This is a genomic window from Streptomyces uncialis, assembly GCF_001905345.1.
GTDB classification, from domain to species: Bacteria; Actinomycetota; Actinomycetes; order Streptomycetales; family Streptomycetaceae; genus Streptomyces; species Streptomyces uncialis.
The window spans coordinates 1,975,278-1,998,810 of sequence record NZ_LFBV01000001.1 but is presented as its reverse complement, the minus strand read 5'-3'; the positions used below and the strand labels follow the sequence as shown (position 1 = coordinate 1,998,810).

Here is a 23,533-nt window from a genome sequence, read left to right as displayed (position 1 = left end):
GAACTGCGCACCCACGGACAGCCCGCACAGGAACGAAGTACGCCCAGCCGGACAGACCTCGGAAGCGCAAGCGAAGGCGACCCGCGGGGAACTGCGCACCCACGAACGACCCGCACGGGAACAGGTACGTCCAGGTGTGGAACCCCAGGGGCGCGGGGAACTGCGCACCCACGAACGGCCCGCACAGGAACGAAGTACGCCCAGCCGGACAGACCTCGGAAGCGCAAGCGAAGGCGACCCGCGGGGAACTGCGCACCCACGAACGGCCCGCACGGGAACGAAGTACGTCCAGCCGGACGGACCTCGGAAGCGCGAGCGAAGGCGACCCGTTAGAAGACCGACTCCGCCTCGTCCATGCGGTCCTTCGGGACCGTCTTGAGTTCGGTGACCGCGTCGGCGAGGGGAACCATGACGACGTCCGTACCCCGCAGCGCGGTCATCTTGCCGGACTCCCCCCGGTGCGCCGCCTCCACCGCGTGCCAGCCGAACCGCGTGGCGAGGACGCGGTCGTACGCGGTGGGCGTCCCACCCCGCTGGACATGGCCGAGGATGACCGGCTTGGCCTCCTTGCCGAGGCGCCGCTGGAGCTCGAAGGCGAGCGCGGTGCCGATGCCCTGGAAGCGCTCGTGACCGAACCGGTCGATCTCGCCCTTCTGGTAGTCCATCGACCCCTCGATCGGGTGGGCGCCCTCGGCGACACAGATCACGGCGAACTTCTTGCCGCGCGAGAAGCGTTCCTCGACCAGGGCGACCAGGTCGTCCGGGTCGAACGGGCGCTCCGGCAGACAGATGCCGTGGGCTCCCGCGGCCATCCCGGACTCCAGGGCGATCCACCCGGCGTGCCGTCCCATGACCTCGACGACCATGACCCGCTGGTGGGACTCCGCCGTGGTCTTGAGCCGGTCCATCGCCTCGGTGGCGACCCCGACGGCCGTGTCGAAGCCGAAGGTGCGGTCGGTGGAGGAGATGTCGTTGTCGATGGTCTTGGGGACCCCGACGACCGGGAGACCCGCGTCGGCGAGCATCCGCGCGGCGGTCAGCGTGCCCTCGCCGCCGATCGGGATGAGGACGTCGAAGCCGATCTCCTTGGCCAGCTGGCGGATGTTCTCGCAGGCCGCGCGGAAGCGGTCCCGCTCCAGCCGGGAGGAGCCGAGGATGGTGCCGCCGCGGGCGAGGATGCCGCTGACTGCGTTGAGGTCGAGGGGACGGTAGCGCCCGTCGAGGAGCCCGGCGTAGCCGTCCTCGAAGCCGATGACCTCGTCGCCGTGATGGGTGACGGCCCGGTGCACGACCGAACGGATCACTGCGTTCAGGCCCGGGCAGTCGCCGCCTGCGGTGAGTACTCCGATACGCATCGTGCTCTGTCTCCTGCTCGCTGCTGATCCTGATGAGCCGGTCCGATTGTTCCACGGTGGCACATCCGGCGCCGCGCCGTGTCCCCTCCCGCCACTTTGGACCGGCGGATCGCGGGCAGGCTCCCCCGTCACGGGGCGGTCGCGGTCCGGCGGGCGCTGTAACCAGCCACACAGGTATTGTCAAGAGCAGACTACGAATCACACACCGACCGCGCTGAAACGATCATAAATCGGACGCAGGCGAAAGCAGGGCGCGGCGACGAGATGGAGGGCACGCGTGACGCGCAGCGTGTACGTGACCGGGATCGACAGGGGCGACGGCCGCCAGGTCGTGGAGCTGGGGGTCATGGAGATCCTGACCCGCCAGGTCGACCGCGTGGGGGTGTTCCGTCCCCTCGTCCATGACGGTCCGGACCGGCTGTACGACCTGCTGCGTGCCCGCTACCGGCTGTCCCAGGACCCCGCGTCGGCGTACGGCATGGACTACCACGAGGCGTCCACGATCCAGGCCGAGCAGGGCACCGACGAGCTGGTGTCACGGCTGGTGGACCGGTTCCACCGGGTCGCCGAGGAGTACGAGGTGGTCCTGGTGCTCGGGACCGACTACGCGGCGACGCAGCTCCCGGACGAGCTGGCGCTGAACGCCCGGCTCGCGAACGAGTTCGGGGCGTCGGTGCTGCCGGTGGTGGGCGGCCGTGGGCAGACCGCCGAGTCGGTACGCGCGGAGGCCCGTAACGCGTACCGCGCTTACGAGGCGCTGGGCTGCGATGTGCTCGCGCTGGCGGTGAACCGGGTGGACCCGAAGGACCGTGATGTCATCCATGAGCGGCTGGAGTCCCGGCTGCCGGTGCCGTGCTGGGTGCTGCCCGACGAGCCCGCGCTGTCGGCGCCGACCGTCGCGCAGGTGACGCACGCCCTCGGTGGCACGGTCCTGCTGGGCGACGACTCGGGGCTCGCCCGGGACGCGCTGGACTTCGTGTTCGGCGGGGCGATGCTGCCGAACTTCCTGGCGGCGCTGACCCCGGGCTGTCTGGTGGTGACGCCCGGGGACCGCGCGGACCTGGTGGTGGGCTCGCTCGCCGCGCACAGTTCGGGCACCCCGCCGATAGCCGGGGTGCTGCTGACCCTCGGGGAGCGGCCGCCGGAGCAGATCCTGACGCTGGCCGCGCGGCTCGCGCCGGGCACCCCGGTCGTCTCGGTGCCCGGGAACAGCTTCCCGACGGCGGCGGAGCTGTCGGGTCTGGAGGGCAAGCTGAACGCGGCGACGCCCCGCAAGGCGGAGACCGCGCTCGGGCTGTTCGAACGGCATGTCGACACGGCGGCGCTGATGAGCCGGATCTCGGCGCCGAGCAGTACCCGGGTCACCCCGATGATGTTCGAGCACAAGCTGCTGGAGCGGGCGCGCGAGGACCGCCGGCGGGTGGTGCTGCCGGAGGGCACCGAGGAGCGGGTGCTGCGCGCGGCGGACGTGCTGCTGCGGCGCGGGGTGTGCGACCTGACGCTGCTGGGCGATGTGGAGGTGATCCGCAAGAAGGCCGCCGACCTCGGGGTGAATCTCGCGGACGCCGATCTGGTCGATCCGCAGACCTCCGAGCTGCGGGACCGTTTCGCGGCGCGGTACGCGCAGCTGCGGGCGCACAAGGGCGTCAGTGTGGAGCTGGCGTACGACGTGGTCGCGGACGTGAACTACTTCGGCACGCTGATGGTCCAGGAGGGTCTGGCGGACGGCATGGTGTCCGGTTCGGTGCACTCGACGGCGGCGACGATCCGTCCGGCGTTCGAGATCATCAAGACCAGTCCGGGCGCGAAGATCGTGTCGTCGGTGTTCTTCATGTGCCTGGCCGACAAGGTCCTCGTGTACGGCGACTGCGCGGTGAACCCGGACCCGGACGCGGAGCAGCTCGCGGACATCGCGATCCAGTCGGCGGCGACCGCCGAGCAGTTCGGGGTGGATCCCCGGATCGCGATGCTGTCGTACTCGACGGGCACCTCGGGCTCGGGCGCGGACGTCGACAAGGTCCGGGAGGCGACCGGGCTGGTCCGCTCGCTGCGGAGCGATCTGCGGGTCGAGGGCCCGATCCAGTACGACGCGGCGGTGGAACCGTCGGTCGCGGCGACCAAGCTGCCGGAGTCGACGGTGGCGGGCCAGGCGAGCGTGCTGATCTTCCCCGACCTGAACACCGGCAACAACACGTACAAGGCCGTGCAGCGCTCGGCGGGCGCCATCGCGGTCGGCCCGGTGCTCCAGGGGCTGCGCAAGCCGGTGAACGATCTGTCGCGCGGCGCCCTGGTCCAGGACATCGTCAACACGGTGGCCATCACCGCGATCCAGGCACAGGGCCCGGCCACCCGTCCCCCGGCACCGCCGTCGGACCCCTCCGGGACCCCCACCGTATGACCGCCCCCGGCCCCCGACCCGTCCCCCCAGCAGAAGGCACCCCACCCGTGACCGAAGCCCGTCCGCACCGCGTCCTCGTCCTGAACTCCGGCTCCTCGTCGGTGAAGTACCAGCTCCTCGACATGCGGGACGGCTCCCGTCCGGCCGGTGGGCTGGTGGAGCGGATCGGGGAGGGTTCCTCCCGGCTGGTCCACACCCCGCCGGGGGGCGGTGAGGTCCGGGAGCGGACGGAGCCGATCGCCGACCACGCGGCGGCGCTGAAGGCGGTGGCCGCCGAACTGGCCGCCGACGGGCTGGGCCTGGACTCCCCGGAGCTGGCCGCGATCGGGCACCGGGTGGTGCACGGCGGAAAGCACTTCACCGAGCCGACGCTGATCGACGAGGCGGTCCTCGCGGAGATCGAGCGGCTGATCCCGGTGGCGCCGCTGCACAACCCGGCGAACCTGACCGGTATCCGTACCGCGCGGGAGCTGCGTCCCGATCTGCCGCAGGTCGCGGTCTTCGACACGGCGTTCCACACGACGATGCCGGAGGCGGCGGCGCGCTACGCGATCGACGTGGCGACCGCCGACGCGCACCGTATCCGCCGCTACGGCTTCCACGGCACGTCGCACGCGTATGTGTCCCGGCGGACGGCGGAGCTGCTGGGCAAGGAGCCGTCCGAGGTCAATGTGATCGTGCTGCACCTCGGCAACGGCGCCTCGGCGTCGGCGGTGCGCGGCGGCCGGTGCGAGGACACCTCGATGGGGCTGACACCGCTGGAGGGGCTGGTGATGGGCACCCGTTCGGGGGATGTCGACCCGGCGGTCGTGTTCCATCTGAAGCGCGTCGCGGGCATGGACACCGATGAGATCGACACCCTGCTGAACAAGCGGAGCGGGCTGGTCGGGCTGTGCGGCGACAACGACATGCGGGAGATCCGGCGCCGGATCGAGGAGGGTGACGAGGCGGCGCGGCTCGCGTTCGACATCTACATCCACCGGCTGAGGAAGTACATCGGCGCCTACTACGCGGTGCTGGGCCGGGTGGACGCGGTGGTGTTCACGGCGGGTGTCGGCGAGAACGCGGCGCCGGTGCGGGAGGCCGCGATCGCCGGACTGGAGGAACTGGGGCTGGTGGTGGACGGTGAGCTGAACGCGGTGCGCGGGGACGAGCCCCGGCTGATCTCGCCCGTGTACGCGCGGGTCGCGGTGGCCGTGGTCCCGACCGACGAGGAACTGGAGATCGCCACGCAGACATACGCACTGGTACGGGGCTGAGCGGGGCCCGCGTGGCCCGGTCCGCTCTCCCCGGAGATCCGCGTACGGCACGCCTGAGCGGGCATCCGCCCATTTGTATCTTCCGCCAGGCGGAATATTCCGCAGTGAAACAAACCGATAGGATTAGCGTCATGCGCCGTTCCAAGATCGTCTGTACGCTGGGCCCCGCCGTCGACTCGTTCGAGCAACTGAAGACGCTCATCGAGGCCGGGATGAACGTGGCCCGTTTCAACATGAGCCACGGAAGCCACGACGAGCACAAGGCGCGGTACGAGCGCGTCCGGCAGGCGTCCGAGGTGACCGGGAAGGCCATCGGCGTGCTCGCCGACCTCCAGGGCCCCAAGATCCGGCTGGAGACCTTCGCCGAGGGCCCCGTCGAGCTGGTGCGCGGTGACGAGTTCACCATCACCACCGAGGACGTCCCCGGCGACAAGACCATCTGCGGCACCACGTACAAGGGTCTGCCCGGCGACTGCCGTATCGGCGACGCGATCCTGATCAACGACGGCAACGTCGAGCTGCGGGTCACCGGTATCGAGGGTCCGCGGGTGCTGACCATCGTCATCGAGGGCGGTGTCATCTCCGACCACAAGGGCATCAACCTGCCCGGCGCGGCGGTGAACGTCCCGGCGCTGTCCGAGAAGGACATCGACGACCTGCGGTTCGCCCTGCGGATGGGCTGCGACCTGGTCGCCCTGTCCTTCGTCCGCGACGCGGGCGACGTGAACGACGTCCACAAGATCATGGACGAGGAGGGGCGCCGCGTCCCGGTCATCGCCAAGGTGGAGAAGCCGCAGGCGGTCGCCAACATGGAGGACGTCGTCGCGGCGTTCGACGGAGTGATGGTCGCCCGTGGTGACCTCGCCGTCGAGTACCCGCTCGAAAAGGTCCCGATGGTGCAGAAGCGGCTCATCGAGCTGTGCCGCCGCAACGCCAAGCCGGTGATCGTGGCGACCCAGATGATGGAGTCGATGATCACCAACTCCCGCCCCACCCGCGCGGAGGCCTCGGACGTCGCCAACGCGATCCTGGACGGCGCGGACGCGGTCATGCTCTCCGCGGAGTCCTCGGTCGGCGCCTATCCGATCGAGACCGTGAAGACGATGTCGAAGATCGTCATCGCCGCGGAGGAGGAGCTGATCTCCAAGGGCCTCCAGCCGCTGGTGCCGGGCAAGAAGCCCCGCACCCAGGGCGGTTCGGTGGCACGTGCCGCCTGTGAGATCGCGGACTTCCTCGGCGCCAAGGGCCTGATCGCCTTCACCCAGTCCGGTGACACCGCCCGGCGGCTGTCGCGCTACCGCGCGGCCCAGCCGATCCTGGCCTTCACCACCGACGAGAACACCCGCAACCAGCTCACCCTGAGCTGGGGCGTCGACGCGTACATCGTGCCGCACGTGGGCACCACCGACGAGATGGTCGGCCTGGTCGACGGCGAGGTCGTGAAGCTCAAGCGGTTCCACGACGGCGACAGCGTCGTGATCACCGCCGGTTCGCCTCCCGGGGTCCCCGGCACCACCAACATGGTCCGGGTCCACCACCTGGGCAACGGCGAGCGCGACTGAGCACCGCCCGCCACAAACGCCGAGGGCGCCCCCCGTACGAAGGGGGGCGCCCTCGGCGCTTCCCGTGCCCGGCCGGCCGGGCAGCCGGGTCAGCCGGTGACCGACTGATGGAGCTGCGGGATCGTCAGGTCCCCGCCGAACTGCCCGGCCTGGACGATCCGGACCTGGGTGAAGTAGGCGACCGGGATGTTCAGCGGCGGCGGGTGCTCCGGGTCGAACACCACCGGGATCAGCCCGAAGAGATTGCCTTCGAGCCGTTCCGTGTACATCGTGACCGTCCCGCCCCTGATCGTGGAGATCGTGCCCCGGCCCGCCTGCACGTGGTACTTCCGGCCGCCCGGGGCGTCCACGATCTGATGCAGGTCCCCGATGTCGACACCGTCGGCGGAGACGAACTTCAGGGCCTGCTTGGTACGGCCGTTCGGCATCGTCAGATTCACCACGCCCTGGTAGTCCAGGCCCTTGAGCAGCAGCGAACTGGCTTCCAGATGCCAGGGCTGGTTGGGGATCATGGCCGGTGGACGCTCGGCGTCCCCCGCGACCTTCCGCTCGACGACACAGGGGAAGGGCACCTTGCCGTCCGCGTCCGGCGCCATCGGATCGGCGGCCGACGGGGACTTCGTGGGCCCGGGGGTGGGCGTGGCTCCTGGGGTACCGGTGGGGGTGGGCGTGGGCGTCGCGCCGGAAGTGCCGGACGGGGTGGCGGGGGTGGGCGTGGCGGCGCCGGTGGGCTCGTCCGGCTGCGCAGGTCCGTCCGGCGCGTCCGGCGCGGTGGTCCCGGCGGACCCGGCCGGTCCGGTGGGCGTCGCGGGATCGCCGGTGCCCGGGGTACCGGACTCCTCGTCGTCGGCGTCGGGCTGCTCGCCCTCGTCACCGCCGTCGCCGTCGTCGTCCCGCTCGCGCTCCGGTGTCCCGGTGCCGTGACCGCCGGGGGTCCGGGTCGGCGTGGGGGTGGCCGACCCGGTGATGGCGGGCACGCGGGGCCGCAGCGGTGAGAGAAGGTCCTCGACGGCCCGGCCGACGCCGAGCGGGTCCAGCGGATTCAGCCGGTCCAGCGGATGCGACGGCAGCCGGGTACGGGCGGGGGCGGGGGTCGGCGAGGTCCGGGTGACGGGCTCCCGGGCCCGGGCGGAGGGGGTCGGCGCGGAGGAGGTCGGCGCGGGTCCGGGGCCGGGTCCTGAGCCACGGTCGCGGTCGCGGTCCGAGTCCCGGTCCTCGTCGGCGTCCCGGTCCCGGTCGCCGGTGGGCGAGGGCGCCGGTGCGGGTTCCGGGCGGCCCGGGGTGCGTACGGCGTCCGGGCCCCGGGCTTCCGTCGTCCCGCCCGTCGGCTTCCCGGCCTCCGGTCTCCCGCTCGCCGGTTTCCCGGCCCGCGAGCCGTCACCGTCACGCGCGTCCGGGCTCCGGGCGGCCGGGGCGTCGGTGGCCGGGGCGTCGGTGGCCGGGGCGGTGGCCGGGTCCGGGGTCGGCGTGGCGGCCGCGCCGGACGGCTCGCCGGATTCCGTGCCGGACTTCCCACCGGACTTCCCACCGGCCTCCGCGCCGGGCTTCTCCTCGGCCTCCGTGGCGGACTTCCCGGGCGGGACGGTGTCCGGCGCGGTGACGCACGGGCCGTCCTGGAACGGGTTGTCCGGCACCACGGGCCTGGCCTGGGCGAGCGTGGGGGTCAGCCCCATGCCCATCAGGACGGCGGTCGGCATCGCGGCGATGGCTATCGCCTTCCCGGCGGGCATGTGCAGCCGGGTCAGCAGCGGTTTGCGGGGAGCGGCGTGCCGGGGCGCGTTCCGGCCGCGGGGCCGGGGCGTGCCGGACGCGGCGGTCTCCTCCTCAGTCGACACGCTGCCTCCCGTCCGTCCCGGCGGCGGGGACCGGGGCGCCGGGGGCCCAGGCGATGGCCAGCGCGCCGCCGACCAGGGCGAGCGCGTAACCCGCCACCAGGCCGCCGAAGTTGGAGACGACCAGCGAGACCAGGGCGAGCAGGATGGCGGCCACCCCCGCGAAGATCCGCGAGTGCTTCTGGAACCACATCGTCAGTCCGAGCACGACCAGCAGCACGCCGATGATCAGCGATCCGGCACCGGCGGTGGTCGCCATCCGGATCGTCATCGTGCCGAGCGTGAGGTTCGCGTACGGGAAGTACATGATGGGGAAACCGCCCAGCAGGGTCAGCACCCCGGCCCAGAACGGGCGGGTACCGCGCCAGTGCCGGAAGGACCGCCGCCAGACGACCGCCCGGTCGGCCAGCCTGTCGCTCAACCCTCCGTGCGCTTGGGCACTCATGTCGTACAGCTCCTCGGGTGTCGCGTCTGCTTCTCGGTTCGGCGGTGCGTACGGGAGCGGGGGCGGCCGGGCGTGGTCGTGGCGCCCGGGACCGCCGCCGCGTCCGGCCGTGTCCCGGGCCCGGTCGCGGGTGCCCGGCACGGCCCCCTCGGGGGAACCGTACGAGCGGTCCGGGACACCTCGGGCCGGACCCCGGATCACGGCGGTGTGCTCAGTAGCACTCGTTCTTGCCCCTCTGGACCTTCATCGCGAGGCCGGACAGCTGGAACGTACCGGCCGAGGTCGCCCAGGCACGCTGCTTCACATCGGTGAAGACCACCGAATCGGCCTGCTGGGCAAAGGAGTCGGGGACGTAGTCGTCCCCCGCCGAGGGGCCGGGGCCCTTCGACGTCTCGTCGATCGAGACCCCGATGTCGATCTCGGTGAAGGTCGCGTTGGCCTGGAGGTCGTCGGCGTCGATGTACAGCTTGTTCGCCTTGACCTTCGGGTCACCGGGGCGGCCCGCGGTGAGCTTCATCGACACATCGCCGAAGATCGGCACCGGGATCACCACCGACTGGCACAGATCGGTGATCGTCGCGTCCTCCAGCCCGATCACCGTGACGGGATGCTTCCCCGAACCACTGACGTCCATCGCGCCGTAGTTCACGAACCCCTGTCCGTCGAGCCGGTCGGCCGTCACCTTGAACTGCTGGCCCGACACACTGAACGATGCCGCCAGCGCACCCTGCGAGAGTGCGACACCTATCGCGGCGGTCGCCGCGACGCTCGGCACCATGACCACGGCGAACCGTGTCCATCTGGTACCGCCACGAGCCACGGACTCCATGACTTTCCTCCTTCTCGGACGTACATCTCCGGCCCTGGTCGGCCGCGTTCGGCGGCCCGGCCGGGCAGGGATGGGAGAAGTGCGGCGTCGCCGGCGGGAAGAGCGCCCGCCCTCGGTGACGCGCACGCGCCCGAATCACCGGCGTTCACCCCCGAGCGACAGCCACCGGTCGCGTCCGACGGGTCGGACGCGACATGCGGACAGGCTCCGCCGGTCGGCGAAGACCCCCCTGTCCCGGACCGGTGCCCTTGTCACCGGCCGCCCGGTGGGGACCCAGGGTCCCAAGGGCCCGGACTGGCTGCCGGGTGGAGAGGGAATGGACCGAGCGTGGCCGATCGTGGTGTATTACGGCCGCTGGCACAAGGGGCTTCGCTACTCGCCGGTAACGAACCGGCCACCACCCCGCGACCGACAGACACCACACGGACACAACGAGTGAGCGGACACAAGTCGGCACATCCGGTCATCGGGGATGAATCGTGACGGACCGCCGACCATGACTTACTTGCAGTAACAGTAGCCGGTTCGACCAAGAGTAGGTAAAGAACGAGGGGGCGGCGCACGCCGCCCCCTCAAGTTTCACAAGACCTTCACGCGAATACGGCGGGTGGCGGCCGACCGCGCATGTCCCGCCCGGCGAACGGGAGTTCGCCGGGCGGACGGACGGGAACGCGCCCGGCGGACGGACCGCGCGCCGGGCGGTCCGGCCCGGGCCGGGCGCACGGGATCAGAACAGGGCGCGCGCCAGCGCCTTGCGCGCGGCGCCCACCCGCGGGTCGTCGGCCCCGATGACATCGAAGAGCTGGATCAGCCGGACGCGTACGGCCTCCCGGTCGTCCCCCGCGGTGCGGCGCACGGCGTCGACGAGCCGCCCGAAGGCGTCCTCGACATGCCCGCCGACCAGATCGAGGTCGGCCGCGGCGATCTGCGCCCCGGCGTCGCCCGGACGGTCGGCGGCGTCGCGGCGGACCTGCTGCGGGTCGGCCCCCTCCACCCGCTGGAGCAACTCGGCCTGCGCGAGACCGAGTTTGGCCTCGGGGTGCTGCGGGTCGTCGGTGAGGACATTGCGGTACGCCTGGACCGCGCCGCCCAGGTCACCGGAGTCCAGCGCGAGCGACGCGGCTTCGAGGAGCGCGTCGTACGGCCCCACCGGGGCGGCGGCCTGCGGCTCGGGCGCCCCTTGCGCGTCGGCGTCGACGGTCAGGCCCGTCAGACCGAAGCGCTCCTCCGCGACCTGGATCAGCTGGTCGAGCGTCTGCCGGATCTGCTCCTCCGGGGCGGCGCCCTGGAACAGCGGCAGCGCCTGTCCGGCGACCACGGCGAAGACCGCCGGGATGCCCTGGACACCGAACTGCTGCATCAGCATCTGATTGGCGTCGACGTCGATCTTCGCGAGGACGAACCGGCCGTTGTACTCGACGGCGAGGCGTTCGAGCAGCGGGCTGAGCTGCTTGCACGGCTCGCACCACTCGGCCCAGAAGTCGATGACGACGGGTACCTCGGCGGAGCGCTGGAGGACATCGTTCTCGAACCCGGCCTCATCGGCGTCGATCACGAGGCTGGACGGGGAGACGGCCCCGCCACCGCCCTGCCGGGCCGCTTCGGCGCGGGTCTGCTCGGCCTTCGCCTTGGCTTCCTGGGCGGCCTTCACCGCGGCGAGGTCGACGACCCCGCTCATGGACATGTTCCGTGGCTGCATGGGTACATCCTCCCCCCTCGGCGGAGCACGGCGAAAAGCGGTGCGCCGGTACGCGGGGTACGGGGGTCCGGGCGCCCCGGCGCCGCCCGCCGGAAGGCCGCCGTCCGGTCCCGCCGGGCGGGGGTGAGGGGCCGCCGGAGCTTTGACATCCGGCGCTCGGCGAAGCTCGGCGCGGGTGGTCGGCGGCGTTCGGCGTGGACCGTCGGCGGCACTCGGCCCGAGCGGTTGGCGGCGCTTGGTGCGGGCAGTCGGCGGGGCCAGGGATCGGCGGTCGGCGGGGCCCGGCCCGGCCGGTCCACGGCTCGGGCGGCGGCCGGAGGGTCAGCGGCCGGACGGGCCGTCCGGCCGTCCGGGGCCGGGGTCCAGGGCGTCGCGCAGCTCCGTCAGCACGGCCTCGAACTCCTGGAGCAGTTCCGGCGGGCGGCTTGCCAGCACGGCGTCCTGGCGGGCGTTGGCGGCGGCGAAGAACGCGGTGGCCAGCTCCTTGACGCGGGCGCTGCTGCGCAGGGTGACGACCCGCCTGTCGGCCCGCTCCCGGGTACGGGTCACGTACCCGGCCTCCTCCAGCCGGTTGAGCAGCGCGGTCATGGCCCCCGAGGACAGCGCGACCCGCCGTCCCAGCAGCGCCGGGGACAGGGGCTCACCGGCCGCCTCGGCGGTGCTGATCTCCAGCAGGGCGAAGGCGTCGGTGGAGTGCACGCCCAGGTCCGCGGCGAAGCGGCGGCCCAGTTCCGTGAAGGCCGCCCCGTACGACCTGAGCTCCTCGGCCAGCCGTTCGCGCCGGGCGGCGACCTCGCCGGGCCCCGTTCCGTCCACTTCGCCCTCCGGTCCTGCGCCGTCCCTGGCGGTGCGCCCGGACGGCACGCGTCGACAGCCTGCCGGGGAGCACTTTACTTCGCGCATAGAATCACTCCACCATGGAGCTACTTCACCGTAAAGGTATATGGTCCGGAGGCGGAGCGCGCGGGACCGACCACCCCGTGCGCTCCGTCCCGACCCCCGACCCCCTTGGAGTCCTGGTGCTGAACGCCCCGCACGCCCCCGGTGCCGACCTGTTCGCGGCGACCGTCCGCGGCCTCGACGAACCCGACCCGGTGCACGCGGCGCTGCGGGCGGCGGGGCCGCTCGTCCAGGTGGACGCCCCTGCCGGGGGGCAGGTGTGGATCGTGACCGAGGAGGCCCTGGCCCGTGAGGTGCTGGCCCATCCCCTGATCGCCAAGGACCCCGCGTACGCGCCCGCCGACTGGGACCGGTACGCCGCCGGACTCGAACCGACCGCCGCCGAGCAGCCGTCCCTCACCACGCTCGACGGCCCCGCCCACGCGGCGCTGCGCCGCGCGCACGCGCCGCTGTTCAGCGCGCGGCGGATTCGGGAGCGGTCGGACCGGGTGCACGCCGTCGCACGGAGCCTGCTCGGTGAGCAGGCCGCCCGGGGGCCGACGGTCGATCTGATGGCCGACTTCACGACCCGCTATCCGCTGACCGTGCTGCTGGACCTGCTCGGTATCCCCCTCCACCATGTCGACGGGGCCGCCGACGCGTGCCGGCGGATGCTCAGCTACGACGCGCGGGAGCAGGGCGGGGCCATGGCCGACCTCGCCCGGATCGCCTCGGCCGGGCTGGACGGGGACGAGCCGGGTCTCGCGGCGGCGCTACGGGACCGGCTGCCCTCGGACGCGCCCCGGGACGAGGTCGGGTACCACCTGTTCGCGCTGGTCTTCGCGGGTCAGCTCACCACGGACGCGGCGCTGGGGATGGTCGTCGCACGAGCCCTCGCGGGCGCCGGGGCGCCGGACGGCGGCGCGTCCGGTCCCGGGACACCGGTGGAGGAACTGGTCCGGGAGACGCTGGGACAGCATCCGCCCGCGCCGCTCACCCTGTGGCGGTTCACGACGGGGCCGGTCGAGCTGGCCGGTACGGTGCTTCCCGCGCGGGCGCCGGTGCTGGTGGACATCCAGGGGATCAACGCGGGGTCCTCGCGGGGCGGGGCGGATCTGACGTTCGGGGCGGGGCCGCACTTCTGTATCGGCGCGCAGCTGGCGCAGTTGGAGCTGCGGGCGGTGGTGCGGGTGCTGCGGGAGGATTTTCCCGGGGCGCGGCTCGCGGTGCCGTTCGGGGACCTCCGCCAGGGCCGGATCGGCGGCCTCCTCGGCAGCCGCGTCACCGCCCTCCCCGTCACCTTCACCTGACGGGTCTCCCCCGGGGTTCTCGCGCCCCCGGGTCCCCGCCGGCCCCCTTGCCGCGCGGGCCCACGGAGTGCCCCAGCCCCCCACCGGCGGCCCGCCCACGCCGGTACGGGCCGGACGGGGCCGCCCCAGGTCCCGACCCGTCACCGCCCACGCCGGTACGGGCCGGACCGGGGCCCCAGGTCCCGACCCGTCACCGCCTCACGCCCGCACAGCCCGGACGGGGGTGCGCAGTTCCCCGCGCCCCTTTTCCTGTGCCCCCGCAGCCCTTCCCCTGCGGGTGGGTGGCGCCTGGATGGTGCGTTCCCCCGTTCCCACCCGGCCGCGGGCAGGCTTCGCGCAGTTCCCCGCGCCCCTGAGGTCGCGCCACTCACGGTGTCCGTTCGCCCAGAACACGCCCCAAAGGGGCGCGGGGAACTGCGCAAAAGACGAGGGCGGACCCGCACCCGACGAACAAGCCCGAAGGGGCAGCATCCAGGGGCGCGGGGAACTGCGCGAGCAACCCAGAGCCATCCGCAGCCGAACAGGAACCGGAAGGGGCGCGACCTCAGGGGCGCGGGGAACTGCGCACCCACGAACGGCCCGCACCCGACGGCGTACGGCCAGAGGCACGGACCAGGGGCGCGGGGAACTGCGCAGGACGAGGACCGGCCCGCGCCCGAAGAGCGACCGCAAGGGGGCAGCATCCAGGGGCGCGGGGAACCGCGCACCCCACGAGCGACGGCTCAGGAACGGAGTACGTCCAGCACAGGCGACCCAGGGGCGCGAGCGAAAGCGACCCGCAGACGGCCGGGTACCGACGGGGGTCAGAAGCCCGCGGGCTCCGTGTAGACGCCCCACTCCGCACGGAGCGCGTCACAGATCTCCCCCATCGTGGCCTCGGCCCGCACCGCCTCCAGCATCGGCTCGATCATGTTGGCCCCCGACCGCCCCGCGCCGACCATCGCGTCGAGCGCGACCCGCACCCGCGCCCCGTCCCGCCGGGACCGACGGCCCGCCAGCTCCCGCACCTGCTCCCGCTCCACCTCATGGCTGACCCGGAGGATCTCCAGATCCCCGGTGACGGACCCGTGGTGGACATTGACCCCGACGACCCGCTTCTCGTCCTTCTCCAGCGACCGCTGGTACCGGAACGCGGACTCCGCGATCTCGCCGGTGAACCAGCCGTCCTCGATACCGCGCAGGATGCCCGAGGTGATGGGCCCGATCGGGTGCCGTCCGTCGGGATGGGCGCGCAGCCCCCGTTCCTTGATCTGTTCGAAGATCGCCTCCGCCTCGGCCTCGATCCGGTCGGTGAGCTGCTCGACGTACCAGGAGCCGCCGAGCGGGTCGGCGACATTGGCGACGCCGGTCTCCTCCATCAGCACCTGCTGGGTGCGCAGCGCGATCTCCGCGGCCCGCTCGGAGGGCAGCGCGAGGGTCTCGTCGAGGGCGTTGGTGTGCAGCGAGTTGGTGCCGCCGAGGATCGCGGACAGGGCCTCGACCGCGGTGCGCACGACGTTGTTGTACGGCTGCTGGGCGGTGAGCGACACCCCGGCGGTCTGGGTGTGGAACCGCAGCCACTGGGACTTCGGGGACTTCGCCCCGTACACGTCGCGCATCCAGCGGGCCCAGATCCGGCGGGCGGCCCGGAACTTGGCGATCTCCTCGAAGAAGTCGAGATGGGCGTCGAAGAAGAAGGAGAGTCCGGGCGCGAAGTCCTCGACGTCGAGACCGCGGGAGAGCCCCAGCTCGACGTAGCCGAAGCCGTCCGCGAGGGTGTACGCGAGCTCCTGCGCGGCCGTGGAACCGGCCTCGCGGATGTGGTAGCCGGAGACCGACAGCGGCTTGTACGCGGGGATGCGGGCCGCGCAGTGCTCCATGAGGTCACCGATCAGCCGCAGATGGGGCTCGGGCGGGAAGAGCCACTCCTTCTGCGCGATGTACTCCTTGAAGATGTCGGTCTGGAGCGTGCCGTTCAGGACGGCGGGGTCGACGCCCTGGCGTTCCGCGGCGACCAGGTACATGCAGAACGCGGGAACGGCGGGCCCGCTGATCGTCATCGAGGTGGTGACGTCACCGAGGGGGATGTCCTTGAAGAGGACCTCCATGTCGGCGGCGGAGTCGATGGCGACCCCGCAGTGCCCGACCTCGCCGAGCGAGCGTTCGTCGTCGGAGTCGCGGCCCATGAGCGTGGGCATGTCGAAGGCGACGGAGAGACCGCCGCCGCCCGCCGCGAGGATCATCTTGTAGCGCTCGTTGGTCTGCTCGGCGTTGCCGAAGCCCGCGAACTGGCGGATCGTCCAGGTGCGCCCCCGGTACCCGGTCGGATGCAGCCCGCGGGTGAAGGGGTACTCACCGGGCCACCCGATCCGCTCGAAACCGTCGTAGACGTCTCCCGGCCGGGGGCCGTAGACGGGCTCGACGGGGTCGCCGGAGAGCGTGGTGAAGTCCGCGTCACGCTTGTGTGCGGCGTCGTACCGGGCCTGCCAGCGACGGCGGCCCTCTTCGATCGCGTCAGCGTCCATACCTTCGAATTTACTAGGACGTCCTAGTAAATGTCGATGGCAAACCGCCGGAGCCCATGGACGGGCTTCCGGCGGAAGGGCGGATCACGCCTTGGCGGGCTCCTGCGGACGGTCCGTGACCAGCGGCTGGACCTCGCGGCTGATCTTCGGCTCCACGAAGAAGGACGCGACCGGGATGCAGCCCGCGGCGAGCACCCACAGCAGCTTGCCGAAGGGCCACTTCGCCTTGGACCCGAGATCGAAGGCGAAGACCACGTACACGATGAACAGGACGCCGTGGATCTGCGAGATCACCATGGTGTCGCCGGTCTCGAAGCCGTACTTCGCGATGATGGCCGCGGTGAACACGAGCAGCCAGATGGCGGTGATGTACGCCATCACCCGGTAGCGGGTCAGCACCGTTTGTTTCATGGCCCGAGGGTATCGACCCGAATGGCCCGATCCTCCGGCGGGTCGTCCCCGCCGGACGGCGGATCACTCCTCGAAGTCCTCCGCCGCCACCCGCAGCGGGCGCAGCATCGCGAAGATCTCCGCGCACTCCTCCGCGTCGTACGCGCCGAGCCCGAAGTCCATCGCCATCAGCTCCCGGGTGGCCGTCTCGACCACCTCACGGCCCTTGCCGGTGATGGAGGCGAGGGTGCCCCGGCCGTCGTTGGGGTTGGGCCGCTTCTCGACCAGTCCGGAGCGCACCAGCCGGTCGACGGTGTTGGTCACGGAGGTCGGGTGGACCATCAGCCGCTCGCCGATCTTGGACATCGGCAGCTCGCCCGCCTTGGAGAAGGTGAGCAGCACCAGCGCCTCGTACCGGGCGAAGGTCAGCCCGTACGGCCTGACGACCGCGTCGACCTCGGCCAGCAGGATCTGCTGGGCGCGCATGATCGAGGTGATCGCGGCCATCGACGGGACGCTGCCCCATCGTTGCTTCCAGTGTTCGTCGGCGCGGGCGATGGGATCGAAGGCAAGGCTGAGCGGCTTCGGCACGCCGCCGACCCTACCGGCCGGTCATATGGCGGTCAGTCCTGTCTCGCCCTTCGGTCCGGGCGGCCCGGCCGTGGCCGCGACCGGCTCCCGGCGGAGCCCCGGCGGGCCTTGGCCGGGACCCCGCAGGACCCGGCGGACCTCCAGGGCGAGCAGCACGCACACCGTCGTGCCGAGCACCCCGGCGCCCGCGACGACCGTACTGACCGCGAACACCTCGGCGGCGGCCCCGGCGAGCGCCATTCCGACACCCTGGATGGTCATGAGCCCGGCGGTGTGCACGGTCATCGCCCGCCCGCGCAGCTCCGCCGGCACCGAGTCGACGAACCACCGGTCGGCGCCGAGCGTGTACGCGAACCCGGCGCCCGACAGCAGCATCAGCGCCACCGCCCAGCCGGGCTCGGGGACCCACGCGTAGCCGACCAGCGGCAGCAGCAGGAACGCGCCCAGCGGGAGGGCGATCCGCGCCCGGGCCGCCGGGGAGAGCGCGGAGCCCACGTACAGCTCCGCCAGGACCGTGCCGACCGGCATCGCGCACATCAGCAGCCCGACCCAGACGGTGCTCAGCCCGAGCTGGTCCGCGTACGCGGCGGCCAGCGCCTCCGGGACGACCACGAACATCGGCGGCACCCACAGGAACAGCAGCAGCGCGCGCATCCGGCGGTCGGCGAGGACGGTACGGACCCCGCCGAGCGAGTAGCGGGCCAGCGAACCGCCCTCGCCGCTGCGCGCGGGACGGCGCTTCGTACCGGCCCGCAGCAGCAGGGCCGACAGCAGGAAGGTGCCCAGGGTGATCACGAGCGCGCCCCGGGGGGACACGACGGTGAGCAGCACCCCGCCGATCCCGAACCCGGCGAGGACGGCGCTCTGCGACACGATCCGCAGCAGCGAACGGCCGAGGACGAACAGCTCGCCCTCGCCGAGGATGTCCACGAGCGTCGCCATCCGGGTGCCGCTGAAGACGGGCGCGACCATGGCGATGGCGCAGCGCAGCGCGAGGAGCGCGACGACAGGCGTCGCGGGCAGGGCCATCAGCGCGGCGCATCCGGCGCACACCAGATCGCAGGAGACGAGGACCCGGCGGGCCGGGTAGCGGTCGGCGATCCCGGCGAGCAGGGTGCCCCCGATGACGTACGGCAGCATCCCCAGGGCGAACGCGAGGGCGCTGAGGAACGGGGAGCCGGTGAGCCGGTACACGAGCACGGTCAGCGCGATCTCGCTGACCACCACCCCGAGCAGCGAGAACAGATGGGCCATGAACACCCACCGGAACTCCCGGACCCGGAACACCTCCCGGTACCCCACGGACCCCCCGTCCCCGTCCCCGTCGCCCGCGCCCGCGCCCGGGTCCGGACCTGGACCTGGATCGGGTCCTGGGGGCGCCGGTGTGCCGGGCCTCGTGGGCGGTACGGCCGACGGGGGAACGGCCGACGGAGGGGCGTCGGTGGCGGCCCCGGGCCGGGGCGGCTGCTCGGGCAGCGGCTTTTCAGACATACGCGGCACCCTGGGGCCGGGCGGCGCACCGGACGTAGTCTTTCGGCCCCAGCCGAATGTCCCGCCCGCCCCGCCCTGCCGTTCCGCCCCTGATGTCCCGCGTGACCGGTCCGCGTGACCCGCCCGCACGACCCGCCCGCACGACCCGTCCCCGCGATCCGCCCGCATGACCCGTCCGCGCAACCGCCCACATGACCCGTCCGTGCCCCGGAGCCGTCCGCCGCCCCGGGGCCGTCAGCCCGGGAGGCCCGAGGCCCGTGCCCCTGCATCTGCACTTCACCGAGGACGCCTACCTGGCCTCGCGGTTCGCGATCTCGCCGCTCTGGGAGACCCAGGAGGCGGTCCGTACGCTGAAGCGCCCCGACCGGCACGGCTACCACCCCCGGTGGCTGCGGCGCATCAAGGCCGCCGAGCCGCCGCTCGACCTCTCCCCCGTCTGGCTGCTGATGCCGCAGCGGGGGCACAGCCCCGACTGGCTGGGGCCGCCCCCGCTGGGTCCGGCGGCCACCTTCGCCGAGGAGATCGCGGCCGTCCGCACCGCCGATCCGGCGATGGCCCGCGCGGAGATGGCCGTCGCGCTGGGCCATACCCCGGGCGCCGCCCGCACCCCGCTGGCGCGGGAGCTGCTCGCGGACCCGGCCCGCGCGGTCCAGCGGCTGGCGGATCTGCTGGAACAGGCGTGGCACACGCTGGTGGAGCCGGACTGGCCCCGGCTGCGGGCGCTGCTGGAGGCGGATGTGGCGTACCACTCGCGCCGGCTCGCGGACATCGGTCTCGGCGCGCTGCTGGGCGAGCTGGACCGGCGGCTGAGCTGGTCCGACCGCACGCTCACCCTGGAGTACCACAGCGAGCACGTACGGCGGCTGGACGGGCGGGGTCTGGTGCTGATGCCGAGCGTGTTCTCGTGGCCCGATGTGATCAGCGGTTACGACCCGCCGTGGCAGCCGACGCTCGTCTATCCGGTGCGCGGCCTCGCCGGGCTGTGGGCCGGGGGGCCCGCGCCGGACGCGGTGCGCGGGGCGCTGGTGCGGCTGCTGGGCCGGGGCCGGGCGGCGGTCCTGACCGCGCTGGACGAGCCCGCGAGCACGACCGCGCTGGCCCTGCGGCTGGACCTCGCCCCGTCGTCGGTGTCGGCGCATCTGACCGCGCTGCGCGACACGGGCCTGCTGACCTCCCGCCGGTACGGGCACCAGGTGCTGTACGAGCGCAGCCCGCTGGGGATGGCCCTGCTCACGGCCGGGGAGTGAGCGTCGGCCCGGTGCGGCCCGAGGTGACTACGGCAGTGCGCGGAGCCGGGGGCCCCGGGCGCGGGGCGGGGGCCGGCGGGCGGACGGGGGCCGTCCGGCGCCGGGAACCCGTACGGACCCCCGGACACGACTACGGCCGCCCCCGGTCGGGGGCGGCCGTGTGCGGCATCCGTCAGCCGTTGGCGAGGTGGCGTTCGACGGTCTCGACCTTGCTGGTGAGGCCGTCGGTCACACCGGGGCGCAGATCGGCCTTGAGGACCAGGGAGACCCGTGGCGCGCGGGCCTCGACGGCGGCGACGGCGCGCTTCACGACGTCCATCACCTCGTCCCACTCGCCTTCGACCGAGGTGAACATCGCGTCGGTGCGGTGCGGGAGCCCGGACTCGCGGACCACCCGGACGGCGTCGGCGACGTACTCCCCGACGTCCTCGCCGACACCGAGCGGAGTGACGGAGAAGGCGACGATCATGCCTTCACGACCCCTTCGCGGCGGGCGCGCGAGGCGATGACCTCGTCCTCCGCCTCACGCTTGAGACGGCGTTCGGCGACGAACCCGCCGAACGGCAGGACGGAGAGCACGAAGTAGAGGGCCGCGGTACCGAACGACCACTTGGTGCGGTTCCAGGCGTCGGCCCAGAAGAGGGCGTACACCACGAACAGGACACCGTGGATCATGCCCATCGCGGGCACCGCGTTGAAGTCGGTGGTCCGCTTCAGCACGGAGCAGACGAGCAGCAACAGGAACGAGACGGCCTCGGGCGCCGAGACCAGGCGCAGGCGTCGGAGTGCGGATGCGGTCTTGATGTCCACGGGGAAGTTCACCTTCGGGCTTCGGGGCGGGGCGTGCTGGGCTGCGGCTCCACACGCTTTGTGAATGAACGCACAAGCGCAGCTCATTGTGGCATCGCGTCCGGCACGTCCCCCGCCCGGGGGGCGGCCGGATTCTGACGAACGCGTCACATCCCGGCGACACGGGCGTCACGGGCACGGTCGTCCGGGGGGCGGGCCCTGTCCGGAATGCTCCTGGGCGGGCTACCGTCGCGGGGTGGCTATGTTCCGGCTCCAAGGGAGCAAAGTGCTCGCCGTCGACATGTCCGGCGACTGCGTCAGGGCGAAGAACGGCTCGATGGTCGCCTACGACGGCCAGATGAGCTTCAAGAAGATGAGCGGCGGCGGCGAGGGTGTCCGCGGGATGGTGACGCGGCGCCTCACCGGTGAGCAGCTGACCGTGATGGAGGTGAGGGGGCAGGGCACCTGCTGGTTCGCCGACCGGGCGAGCGAGATCAATCTGGTGAACCTCCAGGGCGACACCCTGTACGTGGAGGCGAGCAATCTGCTGGCCACGGATGCGGGGCTGCGCACCGGGACGACGTTCACCGGGCTGCGCGGCGCCTCCCAGGGCGGCGGGCTGTTCACGACCACGGTCGAGGGCCATGGCCAGGCGGCGCTCACCTCGGACGGTCCGGCGATCGTGCTGCGGGTGTCGGCCCGGTACCCGCTGTCGGTGGACCCGGGGGCGTACATCGCGCACCAGGGGAACCTCCGGCAGAGCTTCCAGTCCGGTGTGACGTTCCGCACCCTGATCGGTGAGGGCGGCGGGGAGGCGTTCCAGATCCGCTTCGAGGGCGACGGTCTGGTGTACGTGCAGCCCAGCGAGCGCAACACGGTCGGAGGGGACGTCTGATGCCGTTCCGTGAGGTCAACGCCAAGATGATCGAGGCCACCGTCACCCCCGGGCAGCGGCTGTTCAGCCAGCGGGGCGCGATGCTCGGGTACCGGGGCGAGGTGTCGTTCACCCCCAATTCCGCGGGCGGGCAGGGCGGGCTGTCCTCGATGATCGGCCGCCGGGTCGCGGGTGAGGCGGCCCCGCTGATGACGGTCGAGGGCAGCGGCACGGTGCTGTTCGGGCACGGCGGCCATCACATCCAGCTGATCACCCTGACCGGCGACACCCTGTACGTGGAGGCGGACCGGCTGCTCGCGTTCGAGGGGACGCTCCAGCAGGGCACGATGTTCCTGGGCGCCCAGGGCGGGGTGATGGGCATGGTGCGCGGCCAGGTCTCCGGGCAGGGGCTGTTCACCACGACCTTGAAGGGGCACGGCGCGGTGGCGGTGATGGCGCACGGCGGGGTGATCGAACTGCCGATCTCGCCGCAGCGCCCGGTGCATGTCGACCCGCAGGCGTACGTGGCGCACCACGGTGAGGTGCGCAACAAGCTGTCGACCGCGCTGGGCTGGCGGGACATGGTGGGCCGGGGCTCGGGCGAGGGGTTCCAGCTGGAACTGAGCGGGCACGGCGTGGTGTACGTCCAGGCGTCGGAGGAGAAGCTGTGACCACCCTGAACATGTACGGGCCGCCGCCCGGACCGGTCGTGCACGATCCGGTGACGCTGCCGTCGGACGACAACGTCAACAGTTACACCTTCTGTGTGGAACTCAAGGGCAACGAGTGGTTCCTCCAGAAGGGCAAGATGATCGCCTACTACGGGGCGATGGAGTTCAACGGCATCGGCCATGGGCGCCTCGACCGGCTGGTGCGCACGTCGTTCCACTCGCCGCTGCACGCGAGCGACTGGGTGGTGGCGTCGGGCTCGGGGAAGTTCCTGCTCGCCGACCGCGCCTTCGATGTGAACTCCTTCGACCTGGAGGACGGCAATCTGACGATCCGCTCCGGCAATCTGCTCGCTTTTCAGCCAAGTCTCGCGCTCAAGCAGTCGATCGTCCCGGGGTTCCTGACCCTGATCGGCACGGGAAAGTTCGTCGCCGCGTCGAACGGCCCGGTGGTCTTCATGGAGCCGCCGATGCGGGTCGATCCGCAGGCCCTGGTGGGCTGGGCGGACTGCCCGTCGCCGTGCCATCACTACGACCACGCCTATATGACGGGGGTCATGGGCGGTCTACGTGCGCTGACGGGCGTCGGCGGGGTGTCCGGGGAGGAGCACCAGTTCGAGTTCGTCGGTGCGGGTACGGTGCTGTTGCAGTCGAGCGAGCGGCTGATGGCGGAGCAGGCGACCGGCACGGTCCCCCATCAGGCGGGGGTGCCGGGAGGTCACGGCGGCCAGGGGCAGGGGGTACCGCGCCTTCCCGGACAGCTCGGTGACCTCCAGCGCCGCTTCGGGCTGTGAGCGGTAGTCTGCGGAGTGTGACATCGAACGCGTGCGCGCTGTGGAGCGCACCAGCTCTCGTTAAAGATTCAACCTCTTAGGGTAGAATAGGATTCATGGAGACCGAGACGGCTACGCCCTGGCTGACCGACGCCGAGCAGAGCGCATGGCGCACCCATCTGGAGGTCAACCGGCTGCTTCAGCACCAACTGGAGAGGGATCTCCAGCCGTTCGGCCTGACGATCAACGACTACGAGATCCTCGTCAATCTCTCGGAGTCCGACGACCACCGGATGCGGATGAGTGATCTCGCCGCGTCGACACTCCAGTCCAAGAGCAGGCTGTCCCACCAGATCACGCGGATGGAGAACGCGGAGCTGGTACGGCGGGAGAACTGCGAGTCCGACCGCCGGGGACTGTTCGCCGTGCTCACGGAGCACGGACTGGTGACCATGCGGAAGGTGGCACCACACCATGTCGCCTCCGTACGGCGGCACTTCATCGACCTGGTCCCGCCGGGCGATCTGGAGCAGCTCCACAAGTCGCTCGCCCCGATCGCCGAACACCTCCGCGCACAACGCGGCCGCGCCTGACCCCCACCCGGGGCCGTGCGCCCCGGGTACCCGCGGCCTTCCCCC

The 23,533-nt window shown here is 72.1% G+C and carries 21 protein-coding genes; 9 read left to right on the top strand and 12 right to left on the bottom strand.

Features of this window, described 5'->3' with window-relative positions; all coding sequences use genetic code 11:
• Positions 1–329: 329 nt before the first annotated feature.
• Positions 330–1,355 carry a 6-phosphofructokinase gene (locus tag AB852_RS08560; RefSeq protein ID WP_073785070.1) on the bottom strand — a complete coding sequence of 342 codons (1,026 nt, stop codon included), beginning with the start codon at positions 1,353–1,355 and terminating at the stop codon, positions 330–332.
• Between the two features lie 277 nt (positions 1,356–1,632).
• Here AB852_RS08560 and pta point away from each other — a divergent pair, with 277 nt between their 5' ends.
• The 3 genes from pta to pyk all read left to right on the top strand — a co-directional run bounded on the left by pta (position 1,633) and on the right by pyk (position 6,574).
• Positions 1,633–3,753: a phosphate acetyltransferase gene (gene pta, locus AB852_RS08555; RefSeq protein WP_073785068.1), complete on the top strand. Its 2,121-nt coding sequence runs from the start codon at positions 1,633–1,635 to the stop codon at positions 3,751–3,753.
• Positions 3,754–3,800: 47 nt separating this feature from the next.
• On the top strand, positions 3,801–5,012 hold the full coding sequence (locus AB852_RS08550) for an acetate kinase (protein ID WP_073785066.1): 1,212 nt from the start codon (positions 3,801–3,803) through the stop codon (positions 5,010–5,012).
• 131 nt (positions 5,013–5,143) lie between these two features.
• Entirely contained in the window at positions 5,144–6,574 is a 1,431-nt protein-coding gene (gene pyk, locus AB852_RS08545) for a pyruvate kinase (RefSeq protein WP_073785064.1), read from the top strand.
• Positions 6,575–6,663: 89 nt separating this feature from the next.
• Here the strand turns inward: pyk and AB852_RS38465 are convergent, their stop codons facing one another.
• The 5 genes from AB852_RS38465 to AB852_RS08520 all read right to left on the bottom strand — a co-directional run bounded on the left by AB852_RS38465 (position 6,664) and on the right by AB852_RS08520 (position 12,195).
• A complete protein-coding gene (locus AB852_RS38465) occupies positions 6,664–8,409 on the bottom strand; it encodes a hypothetical protein (protein ID WP_107499146.1) in 1,746 nt (581 codons plus the stop codon).
• A complete protein-coding gene (locus AB852_RS08535) occupies positions 8,399–8,851 on the bottom strand; it encodes a DUF6114 domain-containing protein (protein ID WP_237542233.1) in 453 nt (150 codons plus the stop codon). Before AB852_RS08535 ends, AB852_RS38465 begins: the two co-directional genes overlap by 11 nt.
• Positions 8,852–9,062: 211 nt before the next feature.
• Complete coding sequence (locus AB852_RS08530) at positions 9,063–9,680, bottom strand: DUF6230 family protein (RefSeq protein ID WP_073785062.1); 618 nt, start codon at positions 9,678–9,680, stop codon at positions 9,063–9,065.
• 727 nt (positions 9,681–10,407) lie between these two features.
• Complete coding sequence (locus AB852_RS08525; protein WP_073785060.1) at positions 10,408–11,379, bottom strand: tetratricopeptide repeat protein; 972 nt, start codon at positions 11,377–11,379, stop codon at positions 10,408–10,410.
• Positions 11,380–11,700: 321 nt separating this feature from the next.
• The gene (locus AB852_RS08520) at positions 11,701–12,195 is read right to left on the bottom strand and encodes a MarR family winged helix-turn-helix transcriptional regulator (protein ID WP_073785058.1); all 495 of its coding nucleotides are present in this window, start codon (positions 12,193–12,195) and stop codon (positions 11,701–11,703) included.
• A gap of 164 nt (positions 12,196–12,359) precedes the next feature.
• On the opposite strand from AB852_RS08520, the gene AB852_RS08515 reads away from it, so the two are divergent.
• On the top strand, positions 12,360–13,568 hold the full coding sequence (locus tag AB852_RS08515) for a cytochrome P450 family protein (protein WP_245876643.1): 1,209 nt from the start codon (positions 12,360–12,362) through the stop codon (positions 13,566–13,568).
• 803 nt (positions 13,569–14,371) lie between these two features.
• Here AB852_RS08515 and icmA read toward each other — a convergent pair.
• From icmA to AB852_RS08495, 4 genes are all read right to left on the bottom strand, one after another.
• Positions 14,372–16,072 carry a coenzyme B12-dependent isobutyryl-CoA mutase large subunit gene (icmA, locus tag AB852_RS08510; RefSeq protein WP_073785054.1) on the bottom strand — a complete coding sequence of 567 codons (1,701 nt, stop codon included), beginning with the start codon at positions 16,070–16,072 and terminating at the stop codon, positions 14,372–14,374.
• 84 nt (positions 16,073–16,156) lie between these two features.
• Complete coding sequence (locus tag AB852_RS08505; protein ID WP_073785052.1) at positions 16,157–16,483, bottom strand: DUF3817 domain-containing protein; 327 nt, start codon at positions 16,481–16,483, stop codon at positions 16,157–16,159.
• Positions 16,484–16,546: 63 nt separating this feature from the next.
• Entirely contained in the window at positions 16,547–17,053 is a 507-nt protein-coding gene (locus tag AB852_RS08500; RefSeq protein ID WP_073785050.1) for a MarR family winged helix-turn-helix transcriptional regulator, read from the bottom strand.
• Positions 17,054–17,074: 21 nt separating this feature from the next.
• Positions 17,075–18,544: an MFS transporter gene (locus AB852_RS08495; protein ID WP_079184364.1), complete on the bottom strand. Its 1,470-nt coding sequence runs from the start codon at positions 18,542–18,544 to the stop codon at positions 17,075–17,077.
• 257 nt (positions 18,545–18,801) lie between these two features.
• Between AB852_RS08495 and AB852_RS08490 the strand changes: the two genes are divergently transcribed.
• Complete coding sequence (locus AB852_RS08490; protein WP_073785048.1) at positions 18,802–19,791, top strand: ArsR/SmtB family transcription factor; 990 nt, start codon at positions 18,802–18,804, stop codon at positions 19,789–19,791.
• A gap of 172 nt (positions 19,792–19,963) precedes the next feature.
• On the opposite strand, the gene AB852_RS08485 is transcribed toward AB852_RS08490, so the two are convergent.
• Together AB852_RS08485 and AB852_RS08480 are read right to left on the bottom strand one after the other, a co-directional pair.
• On the bottom strand, positions 19,964–20,260 hold the full coding sequence (locus tag AB852_RS08485; protein ID WP_073785046.1) for an MTH1187 family thiamine-binding protein: 297 nt from the start codon (positions 20,258–20,260) through the stop codon (positions 19,964–19,966).
• Positions 20,257–20,601: a DUF3817 domain-containing protein gene (locus tag AB852_RS08480; protein WP_073785044.1), complete on the bottom strand. Its 345-nt coding sequence runs from the start codon at positions 20,599–20,601 to the stop codon at positions 20,257–20,259. Before AB852_RS08480 ends, AB852_RS08485 begins: the two co-directional genes overlap by 4 nt.
• Before the next feature lie 241 nt (positions 20,602–20,842).
• Here AB852_RS08480 and AB852_RS08475 point away from each other — a divergent pair, with 241 nt between their 5' ends.
• The 4 genes from AB852_RS08475 (at position 20,843) to AB852_RS08460 (ending at position 23,488) form a co-directional block, all read left to right on the top strand.
• Positions 20,843–21,475: an AIM24 family protein gene (locus AB852_RS08475; RefSeq protein ID WP_073785042.1), complete on the top strand. Its 633-nt coding sequence runs from the start codon at positions 20,843–20,845 to the stop codon at positions 21,473–21,475.
• Complete coding sequence (locus AB852_RS08470; RefSeq protein ID WP_073785040.1) at positions 21,475–22,125, top strand: AIM24 family protein; 651 nt, start codon at positions 21,475–21,477, stop codon at positions 22,123–22,125. The genes AB852_RS08475 and AB852_RS08470 overlap by 1 nt, the downstream gene beginning before the upstream one ends.
• Positions 22,126–22,136: 11 nt before the next feature.
• Positions 22,137–22,916: an AIM24 family protein gene (locus AB852_RS08465; protein ID WP_178390964.1), complete on the top strand. Its 780-nt coding sequence runs from the start codon at positions 22,137–22,139 to the stop codon at positions 22,914–22,916.
• Positions 22,917–23,011: 95 nt separating this feature from the next.
• Positions 23,012–23,488 carry a MarR family winged helix-turn-helix transcriptional regulator gene (locus AB852_RS08460; protein WP_073785038.1) on the top strand — a complete coding sequence of 159 codons (477 nt, stop codon included), beginning with the start codon at positions 23,012–23,014 and terminating at the stop codon, positions 23,486–23,488.
• The last annotated feature ends 45 nt before the right edge of the window (positions 23,489–23,533 follow it).

Bases quoted from the DNA above. Each gene is read 5' to 3' on its own strand.
- pyk (WP_073785064.1), top strand. From the start codon at position 5,144: ATGCGCCGTTCCAAGATCGTCTGTACGCTGGGCCCCGCCGTCGACTCG.
- AB852_RS08495 (WP_079184364.1), bottom strand. From the start codon at position 18,544: ATGTCTGAAAAGCCGCTGCCCGAGCAGCCGCCCCGGCCCGGGGCCGCC.
- AB852_RS08485 (WP_073785046.1), bottom strand. From the start codon at position 20,260: ATGATCGTCGCCTTCTCCGTCACTCCGCTCGGTGTCGGCGAGGACGTC.
- AB852_RS08465 (WP_178390964.1), top strand. From the start codon at position 22,137: ATGTACGGGCCGCCGCCCGGACCGGTCGTGCACGATCCGGTGACGCTG.
- AB852_RS08530 (WP_073785062.1), bottom strand. From the start codon at position 9,680: ATGGAGTCCGTGGCTCGTGGCGGTACCAGATGGACACGGTTCGCCGTG.
- AB852_RS08560 (WP_073785070.1), bottom strand. From the start codon at position 1,355: ATGCGTATCGGAGTACTCACCGCAGGCGGCGACTGCCCGGGCCTGAAC.
- icmA (WP_073785054.1), bottom strand. From the start codon at position 16,072: ATGGACGCTGACGCGATCGAAGAGGGCCGCCGTCGCTGGCAGGCCCGG.
- AB852_RS08505 (WP_073785052.1), bottom strand. From the start codon at position 16,483: ATGAAACAAACGGTGCTGACCCGCTACCGGGTGATGGCGTACATCACC.
- AB852_RS08475 (WP_073785042.1), top strand. From the start codon at position 20,843: ATGTTCCGGCTCCAAGGGAGCAAAGTGCTCGCCGTCGACATGTCCGGC.
- AB852_RS08460 (WP_073785038.1), top strand. From the start codon at position 23,012: ATGGAGACCGAGACGGCTACGCCCTGGCTGACCGACGCCGAGCAGAGC.
- AB852_RS08470 (WP_073785040.1), top strand. From the start codon at position 21,475: ATGCCGTTCCGTGAGGTCAACGCCAAGATGATCGAGGCCACCGTCACC.
- AB852_RS08525 (WP_073785060.1), bottom strand. From the start codon at position 11,379: ATGCAGCCACGGAACATGTCCATGAGCGGGGTCGTCGACCTCGCCGCG.
- AB852_RS08535 (WP_237542233.1), bottom strand. From the start codon at position 8,851: ATGAGTGCCCAAGCGCACGGAGGGTTGAGCGACAGGCTGGCCGACCGG.